At 72.8% G+C, this 18,330-nt stretch carries 19 protein-coding genes; 10 read left to right on the top strand and 9 right to left on the bottom strand.

The features are described 5' to 3' along the window. Positions 1–26 precede the first annotated feature (26 nt). Both ACFYUY_RS22355 and ACFYUY_RS22350 read right to left on the bottom strand, forming a co-directional pair. Positions 27–437 carry a hypothetical protein gene (locus ACFYUY_RS22355; protein WP_360218772.1) on the bottom strand — a complete coding sequence of 137 codons (411 nt, stop codon included), beginning with the start codon at positions 435–437 and terminating at the stop codon, positions 27–29. A 48-nt stretch (positions 438–485) separates the two neighbouring features. Further along, positions 486–2,582 (bottom strand): PQQ-binding-like beta-propeller repeat protein, encoded by a 2,097-nt coding sequence (locus ACFYUY_RS22350; protein ID WP_387902821.1) that lies wholly within the window; start codon positions 2,580–2,582, stop codon positions 486–488. A 353-nt stretch (positions 2,583–2,935) separates the two neighbouring features. On the opposite strand from ACFYUY_RS22350, the gene ACFYUY_RS22345 reads away from it, so the two are divergent. Both ACFYUY_RS22345 and ACFYUY_RS22340 read left to right on the top strand, forming a co-directional pair. Then, positions 2,936–3,541: a TetR/AcrR family transcriptional regulator gene (locus ACFYUY_RS22345; RefSeq protein WP_360218778.1), complete on the top strand. Its 606-nt coding sequence runs from the start codon at positions 2,936–2,938 to the stop codon at positions 3,539–3,541. Further along, on the top strand, positions 3,538–3,693 hold the full coding sequence (locus ACFYUY_RS22340) for a hypothetical protein (RefSeq protein WP_387902818.1): 156 nt from the start codon (positions 3,538–3,540) through the stop codon (positions 3,691–3,693). Before ACFYUY_RS22345 ends, ACFYUY_RS22340 begins: the two co-directional genes overlap by 4 nt. Positions 3,694–3,881: 188 nt before the next feature. Here the strand turns inward: ACFYUY_RS22340 and ACFYUY_RS22335 are convergent, their stop codons facing one another. Then, on the bottom strand, positions 3,882–4,526 hold the full coding sequence (locus tag ACFYUY_RS22335; RefSeq protein ID WP_360218784.1) for a GAP family protein: 645 nt from the start codon (positions 4,524–4,526) through the stop codon (positions 3,882–3,884). A gap of 165 nt (positions 4,527–4,691) precedes the next feature. On the opposite strand from ACFYUY_RS22335, the gene ACFYUY_RS22330 reads away from it, so the two are divergent. Further along, positions 4,692–4,850 carry a hypothetical protein gene (locus ACFYUY_RS22330; protein WP_387902815.1) on the top strand — a complete coding sequence of 53 codons (159 nt, stop codon included), beginning with the start codon at positions 4,692–4,694 and terminating at the stop codon, positions 4,848–4,850. A 362-nt stretch (positions 4,851–5,212) separates the two neighbouring features. On the opposite strand, the gene ACFYUY_RS22325 is transcribed toward ACFYUY_RS22330, so the two are convergent. Together ACFYUY_RS22325 and ACFYUY_RS22320 are read right to left on the bottom strand one after the other, a co-directional pair. Beyond that, positions 5,213–5,908: a hemerythrin domain-containing protein gene (locus ACFYUY_RS22325; RefSeq protein ID WP_360218787.1), complete on the bottom strand. Its 696-nt coding sequence runs from the start codon at positions 5,906–5,908 to the stop codon at positions 5,213–5,215. A 603-nt stretch (positions 5,909–6,511) separates the two neighbouring features. Further along, on the bottom strand, positions 6,512–7,498 hold the full coding sequence (locus ACFYUY_RS22320; RefSeq protein ID WP_387902813.1) for an Lrp/AsnC family transcriptional regulator: 987 nt from the start codon (positions 7,496–7,498) through the stop codon (positions 6,512–6,514). Between the two features lie 156 nt (positions 7,499–7,654). On the opposite strand from ACFYUY_RS22320, the gene ACFYUY_RS22315 reads away from it, so the two are divergent. After that, entirely contained in the window at positions 7,655–9,148 is a 1,494-nt protein-coding gene (locus tag ACFYUY_RS22315; RefSeq protein ID WP_387902811.1) for an FAD-dependent monooxygenase, read from the top strand. Between the two features lie 643 nt (positions 9,149–9,791). Here the strand turns inward: ACFYUY_RS22315 and ACFYUY_RS22310 are convergent. Continuing rightward, on the bottom strand, positions 9,792–10,262 hold the full coding sequence (locus ACFYUY_RS22310; RefSeq protein ID WP_387902808.1) for a MerR family transcriptional regulator: 471 nt from the start codon (positions 10,260–10,262) through the stop codon (positions 9,792–9,794). A gap of 123 nt (positions 10,263–10,385) precedes the next feature. Between ACFYUY_RS22310 and ACFYUY_RS22305 the strand changes: the two genes are divergently transcribed. Next, positions 10,386–11,435, top strand: a complete 1,050-nt coding sequence (locus tag ACFYUY_RS22305; protein ID WP_387902806.1) for an aldo/keto reductase — start codon at positions 10,386–10,388, stop codon at positions 11,433–11,435. Positions 11,436–11,483: 48 nt separating this feature from the next. On the opposite strand, the gene ACFYUY_RS22300 is transcribed toward ACFYUY_RS22305, so the two are convergent. Further along, positions 11,484–11,696 (bottom strand): hypothetical protein, encoded by a 213-nt coding sequence (locus tag ACFYUY_RS22300; protein ID WP_387902804.1) that lies wholly within the window; start codon positions 11,694–11,696, stop codon positions 11,484–11,486. A 408-nt stretch (positions 11,697–12,104) separates the two neighbouring features. Here ACFYUY_RS22300 and ACFYUY_RS22295 point away from each other — a divergent pair, with 408 nt between their 5' ends. The 3 genes from ACFYUY_RS22295 (at position 12,105) to ACFYUY_RS22285 (ending at position 14,809) form a co-directional block, all read left to right on the top strand. Then, entirely contained in the window at positions 12,105–12,308 is a 204-nt protein-coding gene (locus ACFYUY_RS22295; protein ID WP_030916923.1) for a cold-shock protein, read from the top strand. A gap of 376 nt (positions 12,309–12,684) precedes the next feature. After that, complete coding sequence (locus tag ACFYUY_RS22290; protein ID WP_387903122.1) at positions 12,685–14,217, top strand: DEAD/DEAH box helicase; 1,533 nt, start codon at positions 12,685–12,687, stop codon at positions 14,215–14,217. Between the two features lie 184 nt (positions 14,218–14,401). Next, positions 14,402–14,809, top strand: a complete 408-nt coding sequence (locus tag ACFYUY_RS22285; protein WP_360223171.1) for a CBS domain-containing protein — start codon at positions 14,402–14,404, stop codon at positions 14,807–14,809. Between the two features lie 63 nt (positions 14,810–14,872). Here ACFYUY_RS22285 and ACFYUY_RS22280 read toward each other — a convergent pair whose 3' ends face one another. Together ACFYUY_RS22280 and ACFYUY_RS22275 are read right to left on the bottom strand one after the other, a co-directional pair. Further along, complete coding sequence (locus ACFYUY_RS22280) at positions 14,873–15,316, bottom strand: SRPBCC family protein (RefSeq protein WP_387902801.1); 444 nt, start codon at positions 15,314–15,316, stop codon at positions 14,873–14,875. Between the two features lie 148 nt (positions 15,317–15,464). Continuing rightward, positions 15,465–16,427 (bottom strand): alpha/beta hydrolase family protein, encoded by a 963-nt coding sequence (locus tag ACFYUY_RS22275; RefSeq protein ID WP_387902798.1) that lies wholly within the window; start codon positions 16,425–16,427, stop codon positions 15,465–15,467. A 241-nt stretch (positions 16,428–16,668) separates the two neighbouring features. On the opposite strand from ACFYUY_RS22275, the gene ACFYUY_RS22270 reads away from it, so the two are divergent. After that, positions 16,669–17,265: a TetR/AcrR family transcriptional regulator gene (locus ACFYUY_RS22270; RefSeq protein ID WP_360223162.1), complete on the top strand. Its 597-nt coding sequence runs from the start codon at positions 16,669–16,671 to the stop codon at positions 17,263–17,265. A 169-nt stretch (positions 17,266–17,434) separates the two neighbouring features. Next, positions 17,435–18,223 carry a VOC family protein gene (locus tag ACFYUY_RS22265; RefSeq protein ID WP_387902796.1) on the top strand — a complete coding sequence of 263 codons (789 nt, stop codon included), beginning with the start codon at positions 17,435–17,437 and terminating at the stop codon, positions 18,221–18,223. Positions 18,224–18,330 lie beyond the last annotated feature (107 nt).

Below are 18,330 nucleotides of genomic sequence, written 5' to 3'. Positions count from 1 at the left end.
ATCCGGTGTCGGTCGGTCCGGGTCGCTCACGTCTGGTCGCGCCGGTTGACCGTGATGTCTCGGGCGGCCATGTAGCCGTCGCCCCCGCCGGAGACGTCCATGCGCATGGTGACCTGCGGCGCGGCCGGTGCGTTCAGCGCGTCGACGACCCGGCGCACCTCCTCGGCGGCCTCCGGCCGGTCGGCGAGCAGGCGGGCGAACCTGTCCTGCCATTCCTGCGCCAGCTGGACCCGCAGCTGCACCGCGGTGCCCTCGTCCGTGGCCTGGGTCAGGGCAAGCCGGGTGTCGGTGAGGTCCGAGTGCACCTGCTCGGCACGCGCGTGCCGCCACAGCGCGGGGACCGACGCCTTGGCTGCTTCCCAGCCGTCCGTGGTCAGCAGCTCGACGAGCTTGCCGGCAGCCGCTGCGGCCAGTGCGGCCAGTGCGAGGTCGACCATGTGCGGTGTCCCTTCCGAGTGGGTGGTGCGGGCGCCTTCGGCCGAGCTTCAGCCGTGGGTGGCGATCGCGGTGAGGGTGAGGTTGGAGGAGACGTAGACCCGGTCGCCTGCGACGGTCCAGCGGAACCCGACCGGCGGGGCGGCCGGGTCGTTGTACTTCCACCGGGCCCGTCCGGTGTCCGCGTCGATCGCCCACAGGTTCCGCTGGGAGTCGGTGGCGATGACGGTGTCGGCCGAACACCGGGCGTGGACGCCGTTGAGGGAGAGGCCGGCCGTCCACAGGACGTGCTTGGGGAGGGTGGCCACCCATCTGGCCTTGCCGTTCGCGGCATCGAGGGCGACCAGGTCCTGGCCGACCGGGACGTAGACGCTCCTGCCGTCCGGGCTGGCGAAGGGAGTGCCGAAGCGGACGTCGGGCTGCTCGTCGGCCCGCAGGTCCCAGACCTGCTTTCCGGTCGCCGGGTCGGCCGCGACGATCCGGTCGGCGCCGAACACGAACAGACCGCCCGCGTAGCAGGTCATCGCGGGGCCAGGCTGGTAGTACCACCGGCCGTTCGGCACGGTCTGTTTCCAGCCGCGGGCACCGCTCGCCCCCGCGTCGAGCATGACGACCTGTCCGTCGGGCTTGTCGACGGCGCTGGCCGCCAGGAGCAGGTTCCCGCTCGGCGGCACCAGGATGTTGCTCAGATCGGTGCCGGTGGTCTTCCACCGCATCGTGCCGTCGGCGACGTCGAACGCGGCGAGCACCCCGGTGTAGGTGGACGGGGTGTTGATGTCGGCGCCCAGCGAGAGCTTGCCCGCGGCCACGTACACCGTCCTTCCCTCCACCGCTACGGCGGCCGGCCGGTTCTCGGCGCCCAGCAGGGCCGGCAGCGACATCGCCCACTTCGGGTCTCCGGTGCCCGCGTCCAGCGCGGCCAGGGCCGATCCTCGGCCGCGGACGTCGCCCAGGACGTAGAACACCCCGTCGGCGGACGTCATCCGCGACAGTCCGGATGACGTCGGGAACACGGTCAGGGAGTGCGGGCTGAACACCTGCCTGCCGTCACGGTCGACGAACAGGGTCGACTTCTGCGAGGCGAGGGCGACGACCGTGTCCGAGGCCGCCAGGTCGCTGGGCTCGTCCTGGAGGACGACCTGCCAGGCCGTGGCCGGCTGCACGCCCGCCAGGTCGACCCGGACCTCCCTGGCCGTGGACGGCGACCCTACCGGCGACCCGCCCGAAGGTGAGCCTCCCGAAGGTGAGCCGCGAGAAGGCGACGCGCCCGAAGGTGAGCCTCCCGAGGACGCGTCGACGGGTGCGGGCGCCGGTGCACCGTCCCCGGAGCCGCTCGGCCAGGCGAGCGCGGTCGCCAGGCCGCCCACGGCCAGGGCCCCGCCCACCGCACCCACGAGCAACGTACGACGGCTTGGCCCGGGGACCCTCGCGACAGCTGCAGCCGCCGCGGCGACGGGCGCCGGCAGCCAGTCGCCACCCGGAGCGGCGACGGGACCGCCGAGCAGGTCGACCAGGCGCCCGACGGCGGCCCGCTCGAGCGGTTCCGGACCGGAATGGGACCGGAGCTCGTCGACGGCTTCCTCCAGCAGCGGCAGCAGGACGCTCGCCGGTGCGACGTACCCACCGGCCGCGAACTCCAGAACGGCCGCCAGGTCCGGCACGTCGTCCGCCTGCGCCGCCGCCCCCGACACCCGGGCCGCCAGGACCGGCGCGCGTACCCCGAGCAGGACCGTGCCAGGAGTGAGCAGGCCGTACGCGAACCCGGCCGAGTGCACGGTCGCGAGTGCCTCCAGGAGCCCCGGTGCCAGCACCGAAAGGCTCGACCACGGCAACGGGCCGTACTGCTCGACCGCCTGACGAAGCGTCACCGCCGGGAGGAAGGTATCGGCAAGCCATGGCACGGGACCGTCCAGATCGGCGCCCAGCAGCGGCGCAAGGCCCGCGCCGGTGAGCGCCAGGGCCGAACCCACGTCCGCTCGGAACCGCAGGTCCCGCGCCAGCGCCACCGGCACCACCATGACGGACGCCTGGACGCCTCCCTGACGTCGGCCCAGGTAGACCGGGCCGCCCAGCGGGCCGTCGGGCAACCGCCCCACCAGCCGGTACGGCCCCAGCCGCTTCGGCTCGCCCACCCCCATGCGGATCATCGCCTCACCCCTGGTCGATCACTGCACCGCGAAGCTGCCACCCGAGCACTCCCTCGAGACCACGTGCTGACATACCGTCATGCTCGGGCAGGGTCGGCCGGCCGATTCTCCGGCGACCGCCGAGACGTGTGTCCACCGCTTCCCCTTCGCCGCCCGCTGGAGCAGCACGCCGGCAACTCGAGCGCACCGCTGCCCGCGGCCTGACCGCTGCGCCGCCCCCGGTCCGCCGCTGGCGACGACTCCGGCCACAGCACCTCCCCGGACTGCCCGCCCCCGCCGCTCGGGCCACCACAGATGTGGTACCACGGCCGGGGTAGAATGGACAAGTAGCTTTCATGCAGGGAGAACTGACTGTGAATCAGCACCGAAGAGATCGACTTCGCGACGCGGCCATCGAGGTACTGGCCGGGGCGGGCGGGCGCGGCTTGACCCACCGGGCCGTCGATTCCGAGGCCGGGGTGCCGCTGGGCACCACGAAGAACTACTACCCGACCCGCGACGCCCTACTCGGCGCGGTCGCCGAGCGATGTGCGGAACAGTACCGCGCGGTCGCGGCGCAATTGGCAGCCTCCGGAGCCCGCCCCACCGACCGCGAAGGCCTGGCAGCCATGCTCCGAGGGCTACTGGAGAACGTCTCCGGACCAGGCCGGACCAGAATGCTCGCCTACCTCGAGCTGCAGGCCGAGGCAGCCCGCCGGCCCTGGCTGTCGGCCGTCCTCGACCAGATCGCCGCCGCCGACTTCGCCGGCCTCCAGCACGCCCAGCGAGCCGCTGGACTGCCCGTAACCCCGCTTCGGGCCGCCACCGTCACCCTCGCCCTGCACGCCGCCATCCCCCACCTGCTGGACGCCGGCCCAGCCACCCTCGCCAGCGCGGGCCTCGACGATCTGGACCGGTTCATCCAGGGCCTGTTGGACGTGGCGTACCCCCGACGCGACTGCCTGATCGTTTCAGAGTGACGATTGGACGGTCCTTCGCCGTCGGTTCGCTGGAGAACGTGCGCGAAGTCGCGGCCGTCGAGACGTCCGGTCGGCACCTGCGTCGCTCCTCCGTCCGGTGCCCCGCCGCGCTGCGGTTCCTGATCGAAGCGCGCGAGCCGGGGGCCACGTAGGGACCGGAACGGCGGCCGTCGGACCCACGCTGCGGCGAGACGCCCTGAGGGGAGCAACTCAGCTGCGAATGAACGGATTTGATCTCGCAGCTCAGCGTGACGTGCCGCAGCCATGTGCTCGGCGGGGGTGGACTGGGCTGCGTCAGTCGGCCTTTGACGAACTCGAGGCCGCCTGACGGGTCCGCCGCTCAGGCGACGAGGTAGTAGATGCTGCTGGCGGTGAGCCAGAGGCCGGCCAGGAGGGAGAGGGTGATGATCAGCTGGTCCTGGCGCTGCTCGAGCCAGGTCCGCAGGGCGCTCAGCCGGGCGTGGGAGGTTTCCGGGGCCCAGACGGAGTACAACTCCATCACGAGGAGGCTGAGGGTGGCCAGCACGCAGTAGCCGGTCAGGTCGAGCCAGGTGGAGAGGGAGGAGAGGTCGGCATCGACGACCGTGGCGGCGCCGGCTCCGACCAGGGCCCAGGGTTGGAGCAGCCAGGCGAGTCCGGCGGCGGTCCCGAGCCCGGCGTTGTCAACGCGTCCCGTCCAGCTCGGCGGCCGGTAGGGGTGGGGAGGCTGCCGACTCCGGTAGCCGCCGAACAGGACCAGGCCGACGCCGATCACGAGCTTCGCGGCGAGGGCCGCACTCGATGGCGAGCTGTGGTGGACAGGTGGTGTCCCACCGGTCAGCAGCAGAACGCAGGCGATGACCGCCACCAGGTTGGCCAGCCAGGACAGCAGGAAGGCGAGGCCCTTGCGGACGCCGCGCCGTGACGAGAGCAGAAGGATGAAGGCGGTGTTGTGCAGCGGTCCGAGGGTGATGGCCGTACCGATCACGAGCAAGTCGGCAACCACCGGACCACCCGCTCCCTCACGTCGATACCCCGCCCGGCAAGCCCGGAGCGGCTTCGACGGACGCGGCGGCGGACCACCGCGCCCTCACGTCACCGCGCTCCGACTCTGCGGGGACCGACCCCGCAGGTCAAGCAGGCCACGCCGACGGCCCGTTCGCGGCCGAGCATGACCGATGATCACCTCATAACATTGATGAACTCCGCCGAGTCGGCAGGTGGCGTGGAGCGGCACGCCTCCTGGACCGAACTCTTCTTCGACCTCGTCGTCGTCGCGGGTGTGCTGCAGCTTTCGCACCTCCCTGCACGAGGGCCCGACGGCCGCTGATCTCGCCCTGTATGTGTCCGCGAGCACCCGGTCGCCGCGCTGCTCATGCTCCGCGGGGACGGGGCCGACGCCCCGCGGTCTCCCGTCCGTCGCCCGGCGTGCCGAATGCGCGACGACACCGTCTGAGCGCGCGGCCCCGCGCCCGCTCGGCGCGGAGCCAGTGCCACCGCACGAGCACCTCCACCCCGTCAACCCCCGCCGGCCGGCAGGCCTCTTCCGCGGTTCTTCAGTGAGCCGGTTGGTGCGGGCGGTGTCGAGGATCCCCACCCCACGCTCGGGTGTTCCTCAGAGCTGCCCGCGCGATTCCCCGCCGTGCTGATGGGAGGGCCTCGAACCCCGCCCTCCCACCCGTGGGATCGGCGCTACACCTGCGGGGCCAAGGCGTCGCTCCGGCGGACGCGGGTGGTGGTGCGGTCGTAGAGACGGGTGCCGACGGTGCGCCACAGCACGCGGGCCGGGGCGGGCATCTGCGACAGGAACAGCCGGCGTTCCTGCGCGGTCGCGTCCTCGAGGATCGCGCCGAGGAAGATCAGGAGCTTGGCCTTGGGCACGCTGCGACGTCCGCGTTCACCGACCTCGGACCACTCGCCGGGTGTGATGTGGTCGGCCATCAGGGGCAGGAGGTGCTCCTCCTCGTCGTCCATGTGGTCGGCGGCGTGCCGGTCGAGCACGCGCAGGGCCTCGGCGAGGCGCAGGGCGGTGTCACGGTCGGCCCGGGCGCGCCAGCGGCGCGACAGCTCGGCAGCCGTGTCGAGCGCGCCGGCGATGGCCTCGTGCTGGTCGGCCATCCGCGCGACCACGTCGTCGCCGGGAGCGGCGCGCTCGCGCAGTCTGGGCCACAGCAGGTCGTCCTCGCCCTCGTGGTGCTCGCCCAGGGCGCCGAGGACCAGGTCGAGGTGGTCGGCGAGCACAGCGGTGCGTCGCCGGTCGCCGGGGACGGCAGCCTCGATCAGGCCGGCCAGGAGCGGTATCTCGCGGCGGAAGACCCGGTGCAGGACGACCATCTCTTGTGGGTCCAGACGCTCGTTGGCGGTGGCCGGGTGGGCGGTGGCGGGCATCAGGGTCCTTTTCGGCGAGGGAACAGTGATCATTCCTGAAAGCCGCAGCATAGTGACGTCGCCCCTGCTACCCGCAATCAGGCCGAGCTCGTCGCCCCCGCTGTGGTGCGAGCCGAGCGCCTGCACCCTTGCTCGCTGAAGTCCTCACTCGCTTCGACGGGCGACTGTCTGAGGAGTTGAGAGCGAGGCCGGGGGAATTCGAGGTTCTGACCGCTGTTCCGTGAACGGGCGTAATGCCACGGCTCGGCCGCTGAGGTCAGCCGCCGGCGTGCACCAGTCGTTCTGCCATGGCGGCCGCTTCGTCAGCACTGGTGGTTTCGAGTTGCTCTGAGGCAGGCCCGTCGTGCGATGTCCGGGTGCAGACGAGATAGCGACCTCCGGGGCTCTCTTGAACGTTCTGATCCGGTTGACGTTGCCTTCGACCCTGCCGGAGCTCCATTCGAGGGTGAGGCCCGCGGTGACGGCTTCGAGGTCCTGGCGGAGGAAGCCGGCGAACGAGCTGACCGGGGCGGGAGCGTCCGCCGAGCAGCGGTAGCGCAGCACCGGCGGCCGACGGCTGGGGCTGCGGGCGCGCCGCCGCCGTCCGCGCCCGGGCCCGGGCCCCTACGGCCGACGCGGCGGCCCCGGCGGCCGGTTCGCCGTCTGCTTGACGGTCCGGATGATCTGTCCCGTCTCCAGTTGGGTGACGCCCGGCAGGGCGGCCACCCGGGTGGTCAGGTACCGGTACAGGGTGCGCTGGTCGGGGCAGAGCGCGCTGGCGTAGAGGTTGGTCGGACCGGTGGTCGCGGCGGCGAAGGCGATCTCGGGGTGGGTGGCGAGCGCCTCCCCGACCTCCGCCAGCCGGGCGGGCGCGACCGTGAACCAGAGCTGGGTGCGCGGGCCGATGCCGAGCAGGCGGCCGTCGCAGTCGATGTCCAGGTAGAGCAGGCCGCGCTCGCGCAGTTCGGTCATCCGTCGGCGGACCGTCGGCGGTGACCAGCCGGTCGCGGCGGCCAGTTGCTCGTAGTCGGCGCGTCCGTCGGCGGCGAGCGCGGCGAGCAGCCTGCGGTCGTGGTCGTCGAGCCGCACCGGGCCGGGACGGTGCGGGAGCCGGCGCGGCCGCAGGGCCGCGACGGCCTCCGGGGCCAGTGGGCCGAGCTTGCCGATCACACTGTCCGGGCCGCCGTAGAAGGTGTGCAGGACGGAGTACGCGCTCACCCCCTCCACCCGCGGGGTGTGCGGGAGCCGGGCCAGTAGCAGCGCCTCGGTGTCGGCCGGGCTCTCGGTGCGCACCGTGCAGGTGATCTCGGCGCCGCCGGAGGTGAGGTTCACCCAGGCGGTGTCGGGCCTCCGGGCGAGCGCCTCGGCGACGGCGACCGCCGCGGACGGGGCGCACCGCACCCGCAGCAGCCATAGCACCGCGCCCAGCGCCGTGGGGTCGACGCCGCCGACCACCCGGACCGCGCCGGTCGAGCGCAGTCTGGCGTACCGGCGGGCGATGGTGCGGTCCGAAACCCCGAGGACCCGGGCGATGGTGCTGAACGGGGCCCTGCCGTCGACGGCGAGGGCGTGCACGAGCTGACGGTCCAACAGGTCGAAGTCGGATTCCACTCCGTCGAGGGTAGTCGGCGTCGGATCTCGACAGGACCGGGCCGCTCAGTGGTCCGCAGCCCGCGGCGGCCGGAGCGTTGGTCCCGGGGCCGGGAGCCGGCCCTGCGGCCGACCGCCCTGCGGCGCCGTCGAACCGAACCACCGGGGAGAAGAAGCATGGACACCGAGGTACTCGTCGTCGGCGCCGGACCGACCGGGTTGACGGCCGCCAACGAACTGCTGCTGGCGGGGGTGGCGACGGTGCTCGTCGACCGGCTGCCGGAGCGCAGCCCGCTCTCCAGGGCCGGTGGCGTGCAGACCCGCACCCTGGAGGCGCTCGACCAGCGCGGCCTGCTGGAGCCACTGCTGGCGAGCGGGGACCACCCGGCGGGGACCGGCCACTTCGCCGGGATCCCCGCGCCGACCGGTTTCTCGGCGCACGCCCGGCAGCCCTGGCGCGCCGTGCCGCAGGCCGTGCTGGAGGGCTTCCTCGAGGAGCACCTGGCCTCGCGCGGGCTGGTCGTGCGGCGCGGCCACGAACTGGTCGGCCTCGCCCAGGACGCCGACGCGGTCACCGCGACGTTCGCCGACGGCCGTACCGTACGGGCGCGTTACCTCGTCGCCGCGGACGGCGGCCACAGCACCGTGCGGTCGCTGCTGAAGGCCGCCTTCCCCGGCCGGGCCGGCACCGCGACCGCCGTCGCCGCCGACGTACGGCTGAGCGGCGCGGACCTCCCGGCCCCGCACACCCGCGGGGCGGACGGCCACTGGGCGGCGGTGTTCCCCCTCGGTACCGACGGACTGGGGAGGCCGCTGCGCCGGCTCGCCCTGGGCGGGCCCGGCCGGTCGCTGCCCAGGGATGTCCCGGTCACCGAGGAGGAGGTCCGCGAGGGCCTGCGTGCGGTGTTCGGCGACGCGGTCGCACTGCTGGAGCTGTGCTACGCCCGCCGGATCACCAACGCGGCCCGGCAGGTGGCCCGGTACCGGCACGGGCGGGTCCTGCTGGCCGGTGACGCCGCCCACGTCCACCTGCCGTTCGGCGCCCAGGGGATGAACACCGGGATGCAGGACGCCTTCAACCTCGGCTGGAAGCTGGCCGCCGTCGTGCGCGGCCGGGCGCCCCGGCACCTGCTCGACACGTACCACACCGAGCGTCACCTGGCCGGGGCCGCCGTACTCCGCGACGTCCAGGCGCAGAGCCTGCTGATGGACTGGACGGGCAGCGGCGACCCGGACGTGGCCGCCACCCGGGAGCTCTTTGCGGCCCTCGCCGAACTCCCCTCCGTACAGCGGTTCCTGGGCGACCGGCTGGCCGGCACGGCCACCCGCTACCCGATGCCCGACACCGGCTCCCACCCCCTGCTCGGCCTGCCCGTGCCGGACGCCGACCTCGGCCTGGCCCGGTTGTACGAACTCCTGCGGACCGGCCGCGGCCTCCTGCTCGACCCGGACGGCACCCTCGCCGGGGCCGCCGCCCCCTGGCGGGACCGGGTGGACGTCGTGGAGCGGGCCGCGGGCACCGAACCACTGCTCGTCCGTCCGGACGGGTACGCCTGCTGGGTGGCGGGCAGCCCGGAGAGCCTGCGCCGCTCCCTCGCGCACTGGTTCGGCGCACCGGGTGTGGGTGCGGGCGCGGGCCTCGGGGCGGACCGGGCCTCGGCCGCCGGGTGAAGGGCCGCGGTTCCGGGGGCTCCGGCCCCCGGAACCCCGGGCGGTCAGGGTCGGTCAGCGGTGGTGGCCCCAGTCCGCCGCCCACGTCCCCCTCGACAGCTCGCGTCGCCGACCGACCGGCCGCACCCGGGCGGCTCTGGACAGAGGTGTCCGCCCGGGGAGAGGCGGCGGTGGCAGCGCGCGGATTGCAGCGGCCGCCTCCCAATCTCGGGCAAGTTTGGATTACTCTGGAATTCCTGGGACTTGGTGCGCTGGCTTCCCCCATGGCCGAGACCATCGATGAGCTCGAAGCGCGGTTGGCGGACCTGCGGGTGCTCCTGCGAGAGGCGACCCGCGCCCGGGACAAGGCGGCGGCCACCCGGATCCGCCGGGAGATGCGCGCCGAGGGCCTGCACGTCAGCGACGTCGACATCGCCCGCCTGTCCCCGCTGAAGTTCGCCCACATCAACTTCCACGGCCGCTACGGCTTCGCGCTGCCCGCCGGAGCCAGCTCGTCCAGGCCGGCGCAGGACCGGGCCACGTCCCCCTTCAGGAACCGATCGTCGGGTCATCGCTCACCATGGCATCCTGGCCGACGGGATGACGGAGCGTCAAAAGTTCTGACATCAACCCGAACTCTCCGGTCCGTTCCTACTGAGACCCCTTACTGGACCACTGCTTTGTGGCGAAGCAATGGCGTGCGTTCTTCGTGAGCCGAAGGGGATGGGGCGTGACATCGGTGGGCGGCGGCGCTGCCTTGGTCGACAAGGTCCTCATACACTCCGACTTTGAACCTGATCAGGTCCAGGGACTCAGTGAGCCTGCCGATCTCGGTGGTGACGCGCTCCTGGTGCTCGCGCATGAGCGCGAGTCGCTGTTCCTCATTGCCTGCGCCGTCTCTGACGAGGTCGGCGTACCGGCGGAGCGCGGTCAAGGGCATGCCTGAGGCGCGGAGAATGATGCAGACGTTCAGCCAGGCCACGTCTTCCTGGCCGTAGACGCGGCGCCCGCCAGGTCCGCGTCGCACGGTGTTGATGAAGAGGCCCTCGTGCTCGTAGAAGCGCAGCGCGTGCACGCTCAAGCCGGTGCGCTCGGAGACCTCTCCGATGCTCAGAGTTGTTGTGACCGCAACCATGCCACCAGGGTATCCGGGGGGATCGGGGGTTGATCTAGAGGGGACTCTAGTTCCTAGGGTGCCTCGTGCGATCGACGCTCTGTCGGTCCGCCTCATCGGTTGACCCAGTAAGGAAGCATCACCATGCGCTACCGCACCCTCGGCAGAACTGGTATCGAGGTCAGCGTCCACTGCCTCGGGACGATGATGTTCCAGGACGGCTGTAACTCCGACCACGACGACTGTGTCCGCATCATCCACGCCGCCCTCGACCAGGGGATCAACTTCGTCGACACCGCCGATATGTACGGACAGGGCGAGTCGGAGGAAATCGTGGGGAAGGCGCTGCGGGGGCGCCGTGACGACATCGTGCTCGCCACCAAGGTGCACTTCTCGATGGGCGAGGGCCGTAACCGCAGTGGCAACTCGCGGCGGTGGATACTCAAGGCGGTCGAGGACAGCCTGAGGCGTCTGAACACCGACTGGATCGACCTCTACCAGGTCCACTTCCCCGACCACACCACGGACATCGAGGAGACGCTGTCCGTGCTCAGCGACCTCGTGCACCAGGGGAAGATCCGCTCCTTTGGCTGCTCGAACTTCCCGGCCGATGAGATCGTCGAAGCACACCACGTTTCCGAGCGGCGCGGCCTCGGGCGCTTCCGCACCACCCAGCCGCCCTACTCGATTCTGGCCCGCGGGATCGAGGCCTCGCTTCTGCCCGCCGTCGCGCGCCATGGCATGGGCGCACTCGTCTGGAGTCCGCTCGCCTTCGGGTTCCTCACCGGCAAGCACCGCAAGAACCAGCCGATCGACCTGGAAACCGGCCGTGCCGCGATCCGGCCGGCACTCTTCGATCCCGCGATTGCGGCGAACGCCGCCAAGCTCGACGCAGTCGAGCAGCTCGTCGAACTCGCGACGAGCATCGGCTGCACCCTTCCGGAGCTCGCCGTGGCCTTCACCGTGGCCCACCCGGCCGTCACTTCGGCGATCATCGGGCCGCGGACCATGGAGCAGCTGGAGGGTCTCCTCAAGGGCGCCACGCTGACCCTCGACGACGCGACGCTCGACCGGATTGACGAGATCGTGCCGCCCGGGGTGAACCTGTACAACCCGTACGCCTCCCTCCCTCCGCGATCACTGACCGACACCGCCTTGCGGCGCCGCCCACTCGCTGAACGCGCCGCGGCCTGAGTGACGTGATCGTGGTGAACGGGTTCCTCACCCGGGCGGCGCTGGCACTCATCGCTTCTCCGCCCGGGGCCGGTCGCCGGCGTCCGCAGGGGTACGGGGGTGCGGCACGGAGAGCGGTAGGCCGAAGTCGATCCGCTTGTCCATGTCGAGGCGGAATGTGCCGTACGGGTTGACGTTGGACCCGAACAGCGCAGTCAGGCCGCGCCGCTCCTCCGCGCCGAGCTTCTCCGCCCACTTCGGCTCGGCCAAGACCTGGTGCAACAGCAGCGTGTTGACGTCACGGCGCCGTCAAGATCCTCGTCCGTTCGTGACCGGGGGCAGCTCGGCCCGGAGAGCCCGGTCGCGCGGCAGGCCGACCGCTCGCGGATCGGCGTCGGCCACCCCGCCGTCCCGGCCGGCACGGACGGGTGGTCCCTGACGGCCGGGACGAGGGCCGGGCCGGGGAGGGCTCCCGGGAACCCGGGGTGGAATGTTCACGCGTTCCGGGCCCGGGCCTGCTAGAGTCGTTATCAGTTGCAGTAGTGGTTCCCATGAACTTTGTGTGCGCCTGCTGATGTATTTCGCAGGCGCATTTTTGTGTCCCGGCTCTTCCCCGGGTGGGCGCTCATCGCGGCGACTCGGAGCACGCGCCGTGCGTGCTCCGGACAGCCCCTCTAAGGAGATTTCTCTATGGCTAATGGCACTGTGAAGTGGTTCAACGCGGAAAAGGGCTTCGGCTTCATCGAGCAGGAGGGTGGCGGCCCGGACGTCTTCGCCCACTACTCGAACATCAACGCCAGCGGCTTCCGCGAGCTGCTCGAGGGCCAGAAGGTCGAGTTCGACGTCACGCAGGGCCAGAAGGGCCCGCAGGCCGAGAACATCCGCCCGCTGTAGTACTTCTGCCACGGCACCCGCCCAGCAGCGAGGGGCCCGCACCGCGTACACGATGCCCGGTGCGGGCCCCTCGGCATTCGCGTCACGACGCATCCCGGCCATTCAAGCCCTTGACTCCGTCACCCGCCGCCATCCCCTCGCGAGCCGCACGGCTCCGCGCCCGGGTCGGCGCCCCGTCGCGGCGGTCCACGGTCCGGGTTCTCCGTTCCCGCTCCTTTCGGCGGGCGCCGATCGCAGGTGACGTGCCGCACGGTTCCACCGTCCAGGCCCAGCCCGTCACACTCCCGGCCCGTTCCCTTGCGGTCTCCACCGGCGCCCCGCGCCACGGAGCCTTCCTCGTGACGCGCCGCCCTGAGGAAGGTTCCGCATGAACCGCATGAATCGCTCCGGCCGTCCCACCCGCTCCACCCGTTCCTCGTACCAGAACGCCGACTCCCGCTCCCGCGGCAGCTCCTTCTACGGGGACCGGCCGTCCGGCGGCGGCCGGAGCAGCCGTCAAGGTGGCTCCCCCCAGGGCGAGTTCTCGATGCCGGTGAGCACCACTCCGGCGCTCCCGGCCGTCGAGGCGTTCGACGAGCTGGAGATGCCCAAGGCCCTGCTCTCCACCCTGACCCGGCAGGGCGTCACGGCGCCGTTCCCGATCCAGGCCGCGACGCTCCCGAACTCGCTGGCCGGACGCGACGTGCTGGGCCGCGGCCGCACCGGGTCCGGCAAGACCATCGCGTTCGGCCTCGCCGTCCTGGCCCGCACGGCCGGCCGGAAGGCCGAACCGGGCCGCCCGCTGGCCCTGGTGCTGGTGCCCACCCGCGAGCTCGCGCAGCAGGTCACCGACGCCCTCGGCCCGTTCGCCCGGGCCGTCCACCTGCGGCTGGCGACCGTGGTCGGCGGGACGTCGATGAGCCGCCAGGCCTGGCTGCTGAACCGCGGGGCGGAGGTCGTGGTGGCCACCCCCGGCCGGCTCAAGGACCTGATCCAGCGCGGCGACTGCCGACTCGACGAGGTCGGCATCACGGTGCTCGACGAGGCCGACCAGATGGCCGACATGGGCTTCCTGCCCCAGGTCACCGAACTCCTCGAACAGGTCGCCGCCGACGGGCAGACGATGCTCTTCTCCGCCACCCTGGACCGCAACGTCGACCGGCTGGTGCGGCGCTTCCTGAAGGACCCGGTCACGCACTCGGTGGACCCGTCCGCGGCTGCGGTCAGCACCATGGAGCACCACGTGCTGCAGGTGCAGAACTTCGACAAGAACGCGACGATCGCCCACATCGCCTCCCGCGAGGGCGGGGTGATCATGTTCACCGACACCAAGCACGGCGCGGACAGCCTGGTCGAGGACCTGCTCGCGAACGGGGTCAAGGCCGCGGCCCTGCACGGCGGCAAGTCCCAGCCCCAGCGCACCCGCACCCTGGAACAGTTCCGCACCGGCCAGGTGACCGCGCTGATCGCCACCAACGTCGCCGCACGCGGCATCCACGTCGACGGACTCGACCTCGTCGTCAACCTCGACCCGCCGAGCGACCACAAGGACTACCTGCACCGCGGCGGCCGCACCGCCCGGGCCGGCGAGTCCGGCACCGTCGTCACCCTCGTCCTGCCCAACCAGCGCCGCGCGACGGCCCGCCTGATGGCCACCGCCGGCATCACCCCCGTCACCACCAGGGTCACCGCCGGCGACGAGGAGCTCGCCCGCATCACCGGCGCCCGCGTGCCCACCGGCGTGCCCGTCGTCATCCCCGACCCGGTCGTCGAACGCCCCCGCCGCAACGCGGCCACGAGCCGCGGCCACCGCGGACGCCCCGCCGGCACCGGACGCAGCCCCCGGGCCGCCGCCGGCCGCGACACCCGGGAGGCCCAGGGCTCCGGGGGCCGCCGCCGGGCACCCGAGCGCGCCACCCGCACCGCGTAGCGCGCCGACGGGCCCGGTCGCCGCGGCGACCGGGCCCGCTCGGTCCGCCGCCCGGCGGCCGTGCCCGGTTCCGACGGCGGCGGCAGCCGGTACCCCTAGGGTCCGTCGAACGCCGTCAGCCGTCCCGCCGTCCGTGCCCCGATCACCGCCGACGCCGGCGGACCCGACACGAAGGACTTCGCCCGTGACCGACACCCTCGAACAGCCCTCGACCGGCGCAACGGTCGGCGACCTCATGCAGCGCCCGGAACTGCAGATCAGCGACGACGTCATGGTCGACACCGCGATGGACATCCTGCAGAGCTCCGGCGCGGACCACCTGCTCGTCCGCGACGACGACGGGCGCTGCGCCGGGCTGCTGACCCGGCTGCACCTCGCGCCGTTCCAGGCCCGGTCCTGGTACACCGAACGCACGCCGGTCCGCGACATCGTCCTCGACCGCGCCCCGTTCGCCACCGTCGACATGCCCGCCGGCGCGGCCGCCGCCGCCATGCGCTCCCGTGGCCTGGACGCGTGGCCGGTGGTGGACCACGACGGTCACCTCGTCGGTCTGCTCAGCTTCCCGGAGGGCGCCGGGCCGCTCAGCGGCTGAACAGGTGATCGGCCGAGCGGCCGAGCAGGTCGACGGATCAGCCGGTGAGCGGACGTGGCCGGGTCAGGACCGCTCGACGGCCTCCTTGATCCGGCGGCCGAAGTCGGGGGCGTCCTTGCGGGCCGCGTGGAGTGCCGGGCCGAGCAGGACCTTGCCGAGTCCGTGGCCTTCGAGCACGTTGAAGACGCGGACCTTGGTCCGGCCGTCCGGCAAGGGCTCGAGGTCGTAGCCGCCCTCGGCGGTGATGAGGTTGGTGCTCTGCTCGCTCCAGCGGATCGTGTGCGGCGCCTCCAGGCCGGTGATGCGGAACTCCCGGGAGGTCTTCACCCCGGCGTCCTTCACCCTGCTGCGGAAGACCGTCCCGACGGCGGTCGGGCCGTCCGGGGTCCTCGTGATCTCCAGGACCCGGGGGCTGAACTCGGGGTCGTGGCGGCCGTCGGCGAGGTACGCGAAGACCTCCTCCACGGGCCGGTCGACCTCGACGCTCGCCTCGAACAGTCCGGACATGTCGGCTCCTCAGGGTGGGCCGGGTGGGCGTGTCACCGCCAGGATTCCAGAGAGTCCCGACCGCCGCCTTCCGGCCGCGGCGGAGGGCCGGGACGGGCTGTGCACCGGGTCGGCCCACCCGCCCGACCCGGTGCGCCGCGGGGAGCCGCTACTTGACGTCGACCCGCCCGAGCGGCTCCCCGGGCCCGGCCGCCAGGGCGTCACGCGCTTCCTGCCAGGCGGGGTCCCCGGGGTGGAGCGCGGTGCGGAGGTAGGCCCGGGTGAGCCGCTGGACCGCCGCGACCCGCCCCGGGTTCTCGTCGGTGGTCTCGGCGACGTCGTACCCGGAGATCCCGCCGAGCCCGTGCTCCGCGCCGTACAGGGTGAGCAGGGCCTTGGGGCCCGGGGCGAGCTCGTACGGATCGGCGTGCCAGTCCGCGCCCCGGACGGTCAGGTGGGCGGAGTCGTCCTTGTCGCCGGCGACCACGAGGGCGGGCGTCGTCATCGTGGAGAAGTCCGTGGTCAGGAGGAAGGGGAGGTTCTCGGCGATGGGTGCGGTGAGGGCGTCACCGCCCCGGCCGGGCGCGGCGAGCAGTACGCCCGCCGTGATCCGGGGCTCGGCGAGGTCCACCTCCGCACCGGTCTGGGGATCGGTGAGCCGGGCGCCGAGCAGCAGGCTCGCGGTGTGGCCGCCCATCGAGTGGCCGGCCACGGCGACCCTGGTCCAGTCCACGCGCCCGAGGAGCTGCGGGACCGCGGCCTCGATCGCGTCGGCCCGGTCGAGGACGAAGGTCATGTCCTCGGCGCGCGAGCGCCAGTACAGGGGTGCCCCGGGGGCGTCCGGGTCGAGGCTCAGCGTCGTCGAGCTGAGGTGGGTGGGCTGGATCACGACGAACCCGTGTGCCGCCCAGTCATGGGCGAGGGGCGCGTAGCCGTTGAGTGAGGAGAGGTGGTTCGAGTAGCCCTGGCCGTGGGAGAGGAGGATGACCGGCAGGTCGTTCCCGGTCACGGGCGCGGAGACCCGCAGTTCCAGGTCGACGGCCCGGTCGGGCGCCGGCAGCAGCACCGGACTGACCGAGAGGACCGGGGTGGGCGGGGCGGGGGTGCGGGTCGGGAGGGTCGGTTCACTCATCGTGCGGGTCTCCGTTCGGTGGCCTCGGCCGTCGGCCCCGTTCGGTCGGCGGCGGGAGGGCGGGAAGGCAGTCAGGGCAGTCAGTCAGGCAGTCAGGCAGGGGCATGGCAGGGGGGCAGAACGCCGGGAGGGCAGGGGAAGGCAGGGGCGTCCGCTTCGACTAGGCTTAAGCGGGACGCTGTTCCACTTACGATACGGAACATCGTTCCGCTTAGTCAACGACCGCCGGAAGGAGAGCGGAGTGCCCACGACAGGCCAGTCCGGGGAGGTGCCGGCCCGCGGCAAGCGGGCCGACGCGCTGCGCAACCAGCAGGCACTGCTGGCGGCCGCCGCCGAGGTCTTCGTCACCTCCGGCGTCGACGCGCCGATCCGCCAGATCGCGGCCAGGGCGGGCGTCGGGACCGGGACGATCTACCGCCACTTCCCCACCCGGGCGGATCTCGTCGTCGGCGTCTACCGCCACCAGGTCGAGGCCTGCGCCGAAGCCGGTCCGGAGCTGCTGACCGCCGCCGACTCCCCGTTCGCAGCCCTCCGCCGGTGGGCCGACCTCTTCGTCGACTTCCTGGTCACGAAGCACGGGCTCGCCGGCGCGCTGCAGTCGGACAGCAGCGGGTTCGAGGCCCTCCACGCCTACTTCCTCGACCGTCTGGTCCCGGTCTGCGGACGGCTACTCGACGCCGCGGCCGAGGCCGGCGAGATCGACCGCGGCATCGAGCCGTACGAACTGATGCGCGGCATCGGCAACCTCTGCATCGGCCGCGACGACGACCCGCGCTACGACCCCCGACGCCTGGTCGAGCTGCTCCTCCGGGGGCTGCAGCGGCCGCCGTCGCCCTGACCGCGGCGACGGGCGCTCCCGGTCGGCCGGGCTCCCGCCGGGGAACCGGCCGAACGGATGACCGGGGGCGTCCGGTACACGCCCCCGGCCGCCGCCCGCTGCCAGGCTGGGTCCGGACTCCCGGGCCCCGCCGGCCCGGGAGCAGGACCACACGCGACAGGAGCACCTGATGCTGACCTCCACGCAGACCCCGGGCGGGCTGAACTGGCTCGACCTGGGAACGCCCGACGTCGATGCCGCCGTCGCCTTCTACGGGGCCGTGTTCGGCTGGGAGTTCGCCTCCGCTGGGCCCGGGGCCGGGGGCTACGGGTTCCTCCGCAAGGACGGCCGGACGGTCGCCGCCGTCGGCCCGCTGACCGAGGAGGGCGCGAGCTCCGCGTGGACGGTGTACTTCCGCAGCGTCGACGCCGACGCCACCGCCCGGGCCGTGGAGCAGGCCGGCGGCACCGTCCGCTTCCCGCCGGTGGAGGTGTTCACGGCCGGCCGGATGGCCGGTTTCACCGATCCGACGGGCGCCGAGTTCGCCGTGTGGGAGCCGCGGGACACCGACGGCCTGGAGCTCTTCAACGAACCCGGCAGCGTCAGCTGGATCGAGCTGTACACCACCGACGGCCCGGCGGCGAAGGCCTTCTACCGCAGCGTCCTGGCGTGGGAGACCCGGGACATGCCGATGGGGGGCGGCGTCGCCTACACCATCGCCGGGCCCGCCGGCGGCGGCGAGCGGACCATGCACGGCGGCATGCTGCAGCTGGGACAGGAGCAGCTGGACGCCGGATCCGGCTCCGAGTGGCACCCCTACGTCGAGGTGGAGGACTGCGACGGCACCGTCGCCCGCGCCGTCGGGGCGGGCGCCACCGTGATCATCCCGGTCATGGACGCCCCGGGCGTGGGGCGCATCGCGATGCTGCTCGACCCGTTCGGAGCCCCGTTCGCGGTCATCACCAGCGCCCCGCGCTGAGCCCCCGCGGGCGGGCGTGCGAACGGCGCCGTCGCGCCCCTCGTGGTGGGGGTGCGGCGGCGCCGTGGCGGTGGTGCTTGGGGGGGTGTTACTTGGTGAGGCCGGCC

This window comes from Kitasatospora sp. NPDC004745 (assembly GCF_042873275.1).
Lineage (GTDB): Bacteria > Actinomycetota > Actinomycetes > Streptomycetales > Streptomycetaceae > Kitasatospora.
Note: the sequence above shows the minus strand (reverse complement) of the source record. Positions and strands in the feature narration are given on the sequence as shown.

Bases quoted from the DNA above. Each gene is read 5' to 3' on its own strand.
- ACFYUY_RS22355 (WP_360218772.1), bottom strand. From the start codon at position 437: ATGGTCGACCTCGCACTGGCCGCACTGGCCGCAGCGGCTGCCGGCAAG.
- ACFYUY_RS22265 (WP_387902796.1), top strand. From the start codon at position 17,435: ATGCTGACCTCCACGCAGACCCCGGGCGGGCTGAACTGGCTCGACCTG.
- ACFYUY_RS22330 (WP_387902815.1), top strand. From the start codon at position 4,692: ATGACCGATGATCACCTCATAACATTGATGAACTCCGCCGAGTCGGCA.
- ACFYUY_RS22295 (WP_030916923.1), top strand. From the start codon at position 12,105: ATGGCTAATGGCACTGTGAAGTGGTTCAACGCGGAAAAGGGCTTCGGC.
- ACFYUY_RS22350 (WP_387902821.1), bottom strand. From the start codon at position 2,582: ATGATCCGCATGGGGGTGGGCGAGCCGAAGCGGCTGGGGCCGTACCGG.
- ACFYUY_RS22305 (WP_387902806.1), top strand. From the start codon at position 10,386: ATGCGCTACCGCACCCTCGGCAGAACTGGTATCGAGGTCAGCGTCCAC.
- ACFYUY_RS22275 (WP_387902798.1), bottom strand. From the start codon at position 16,427: ATGAGTGAACCGACCCTCCCGACCCGCACCCCCGCCCCGCCCACCCCG.
- ACFYUY_RS22280 (WP_387902801.1), bottom strand. From the start codon at position 15,316: ATGTCCGGACTGTTCGAGGCGAGCGTCGAGGTCGACCGGCCCGTGGAG.
- ACFYUY_RS22325 (WP_360218787.1), bottom strand. From the start codon at position 5,908: ATGCCCGCCACCGCCCACCCGGCCACCGCCAACGAGCGTCTGGACCCA.
- ACFYUY_RS22315 (WP_387902811.1), top strand. From the start codon at position 7,655: ATGGACACCGAGGTACTCGTCGTCGGCGCCGGACCGACCGGGTTGACG.
- ACFYUY_RS22290 (WP_387903122.1), top strand. From the start codon at position 12,685: ATGAATCGCTCCGGCCGTCCCACCCGCTCCACCCGTTCCTCGTACCAG.
- ACFYUY_RS22310 (WP_387902808.1), bottom strand. From the start codon at position 10,262: ATGGTTGCGGTCACAACAACTCTGAGCATCGGAGAGGTCTCCGAGCGC.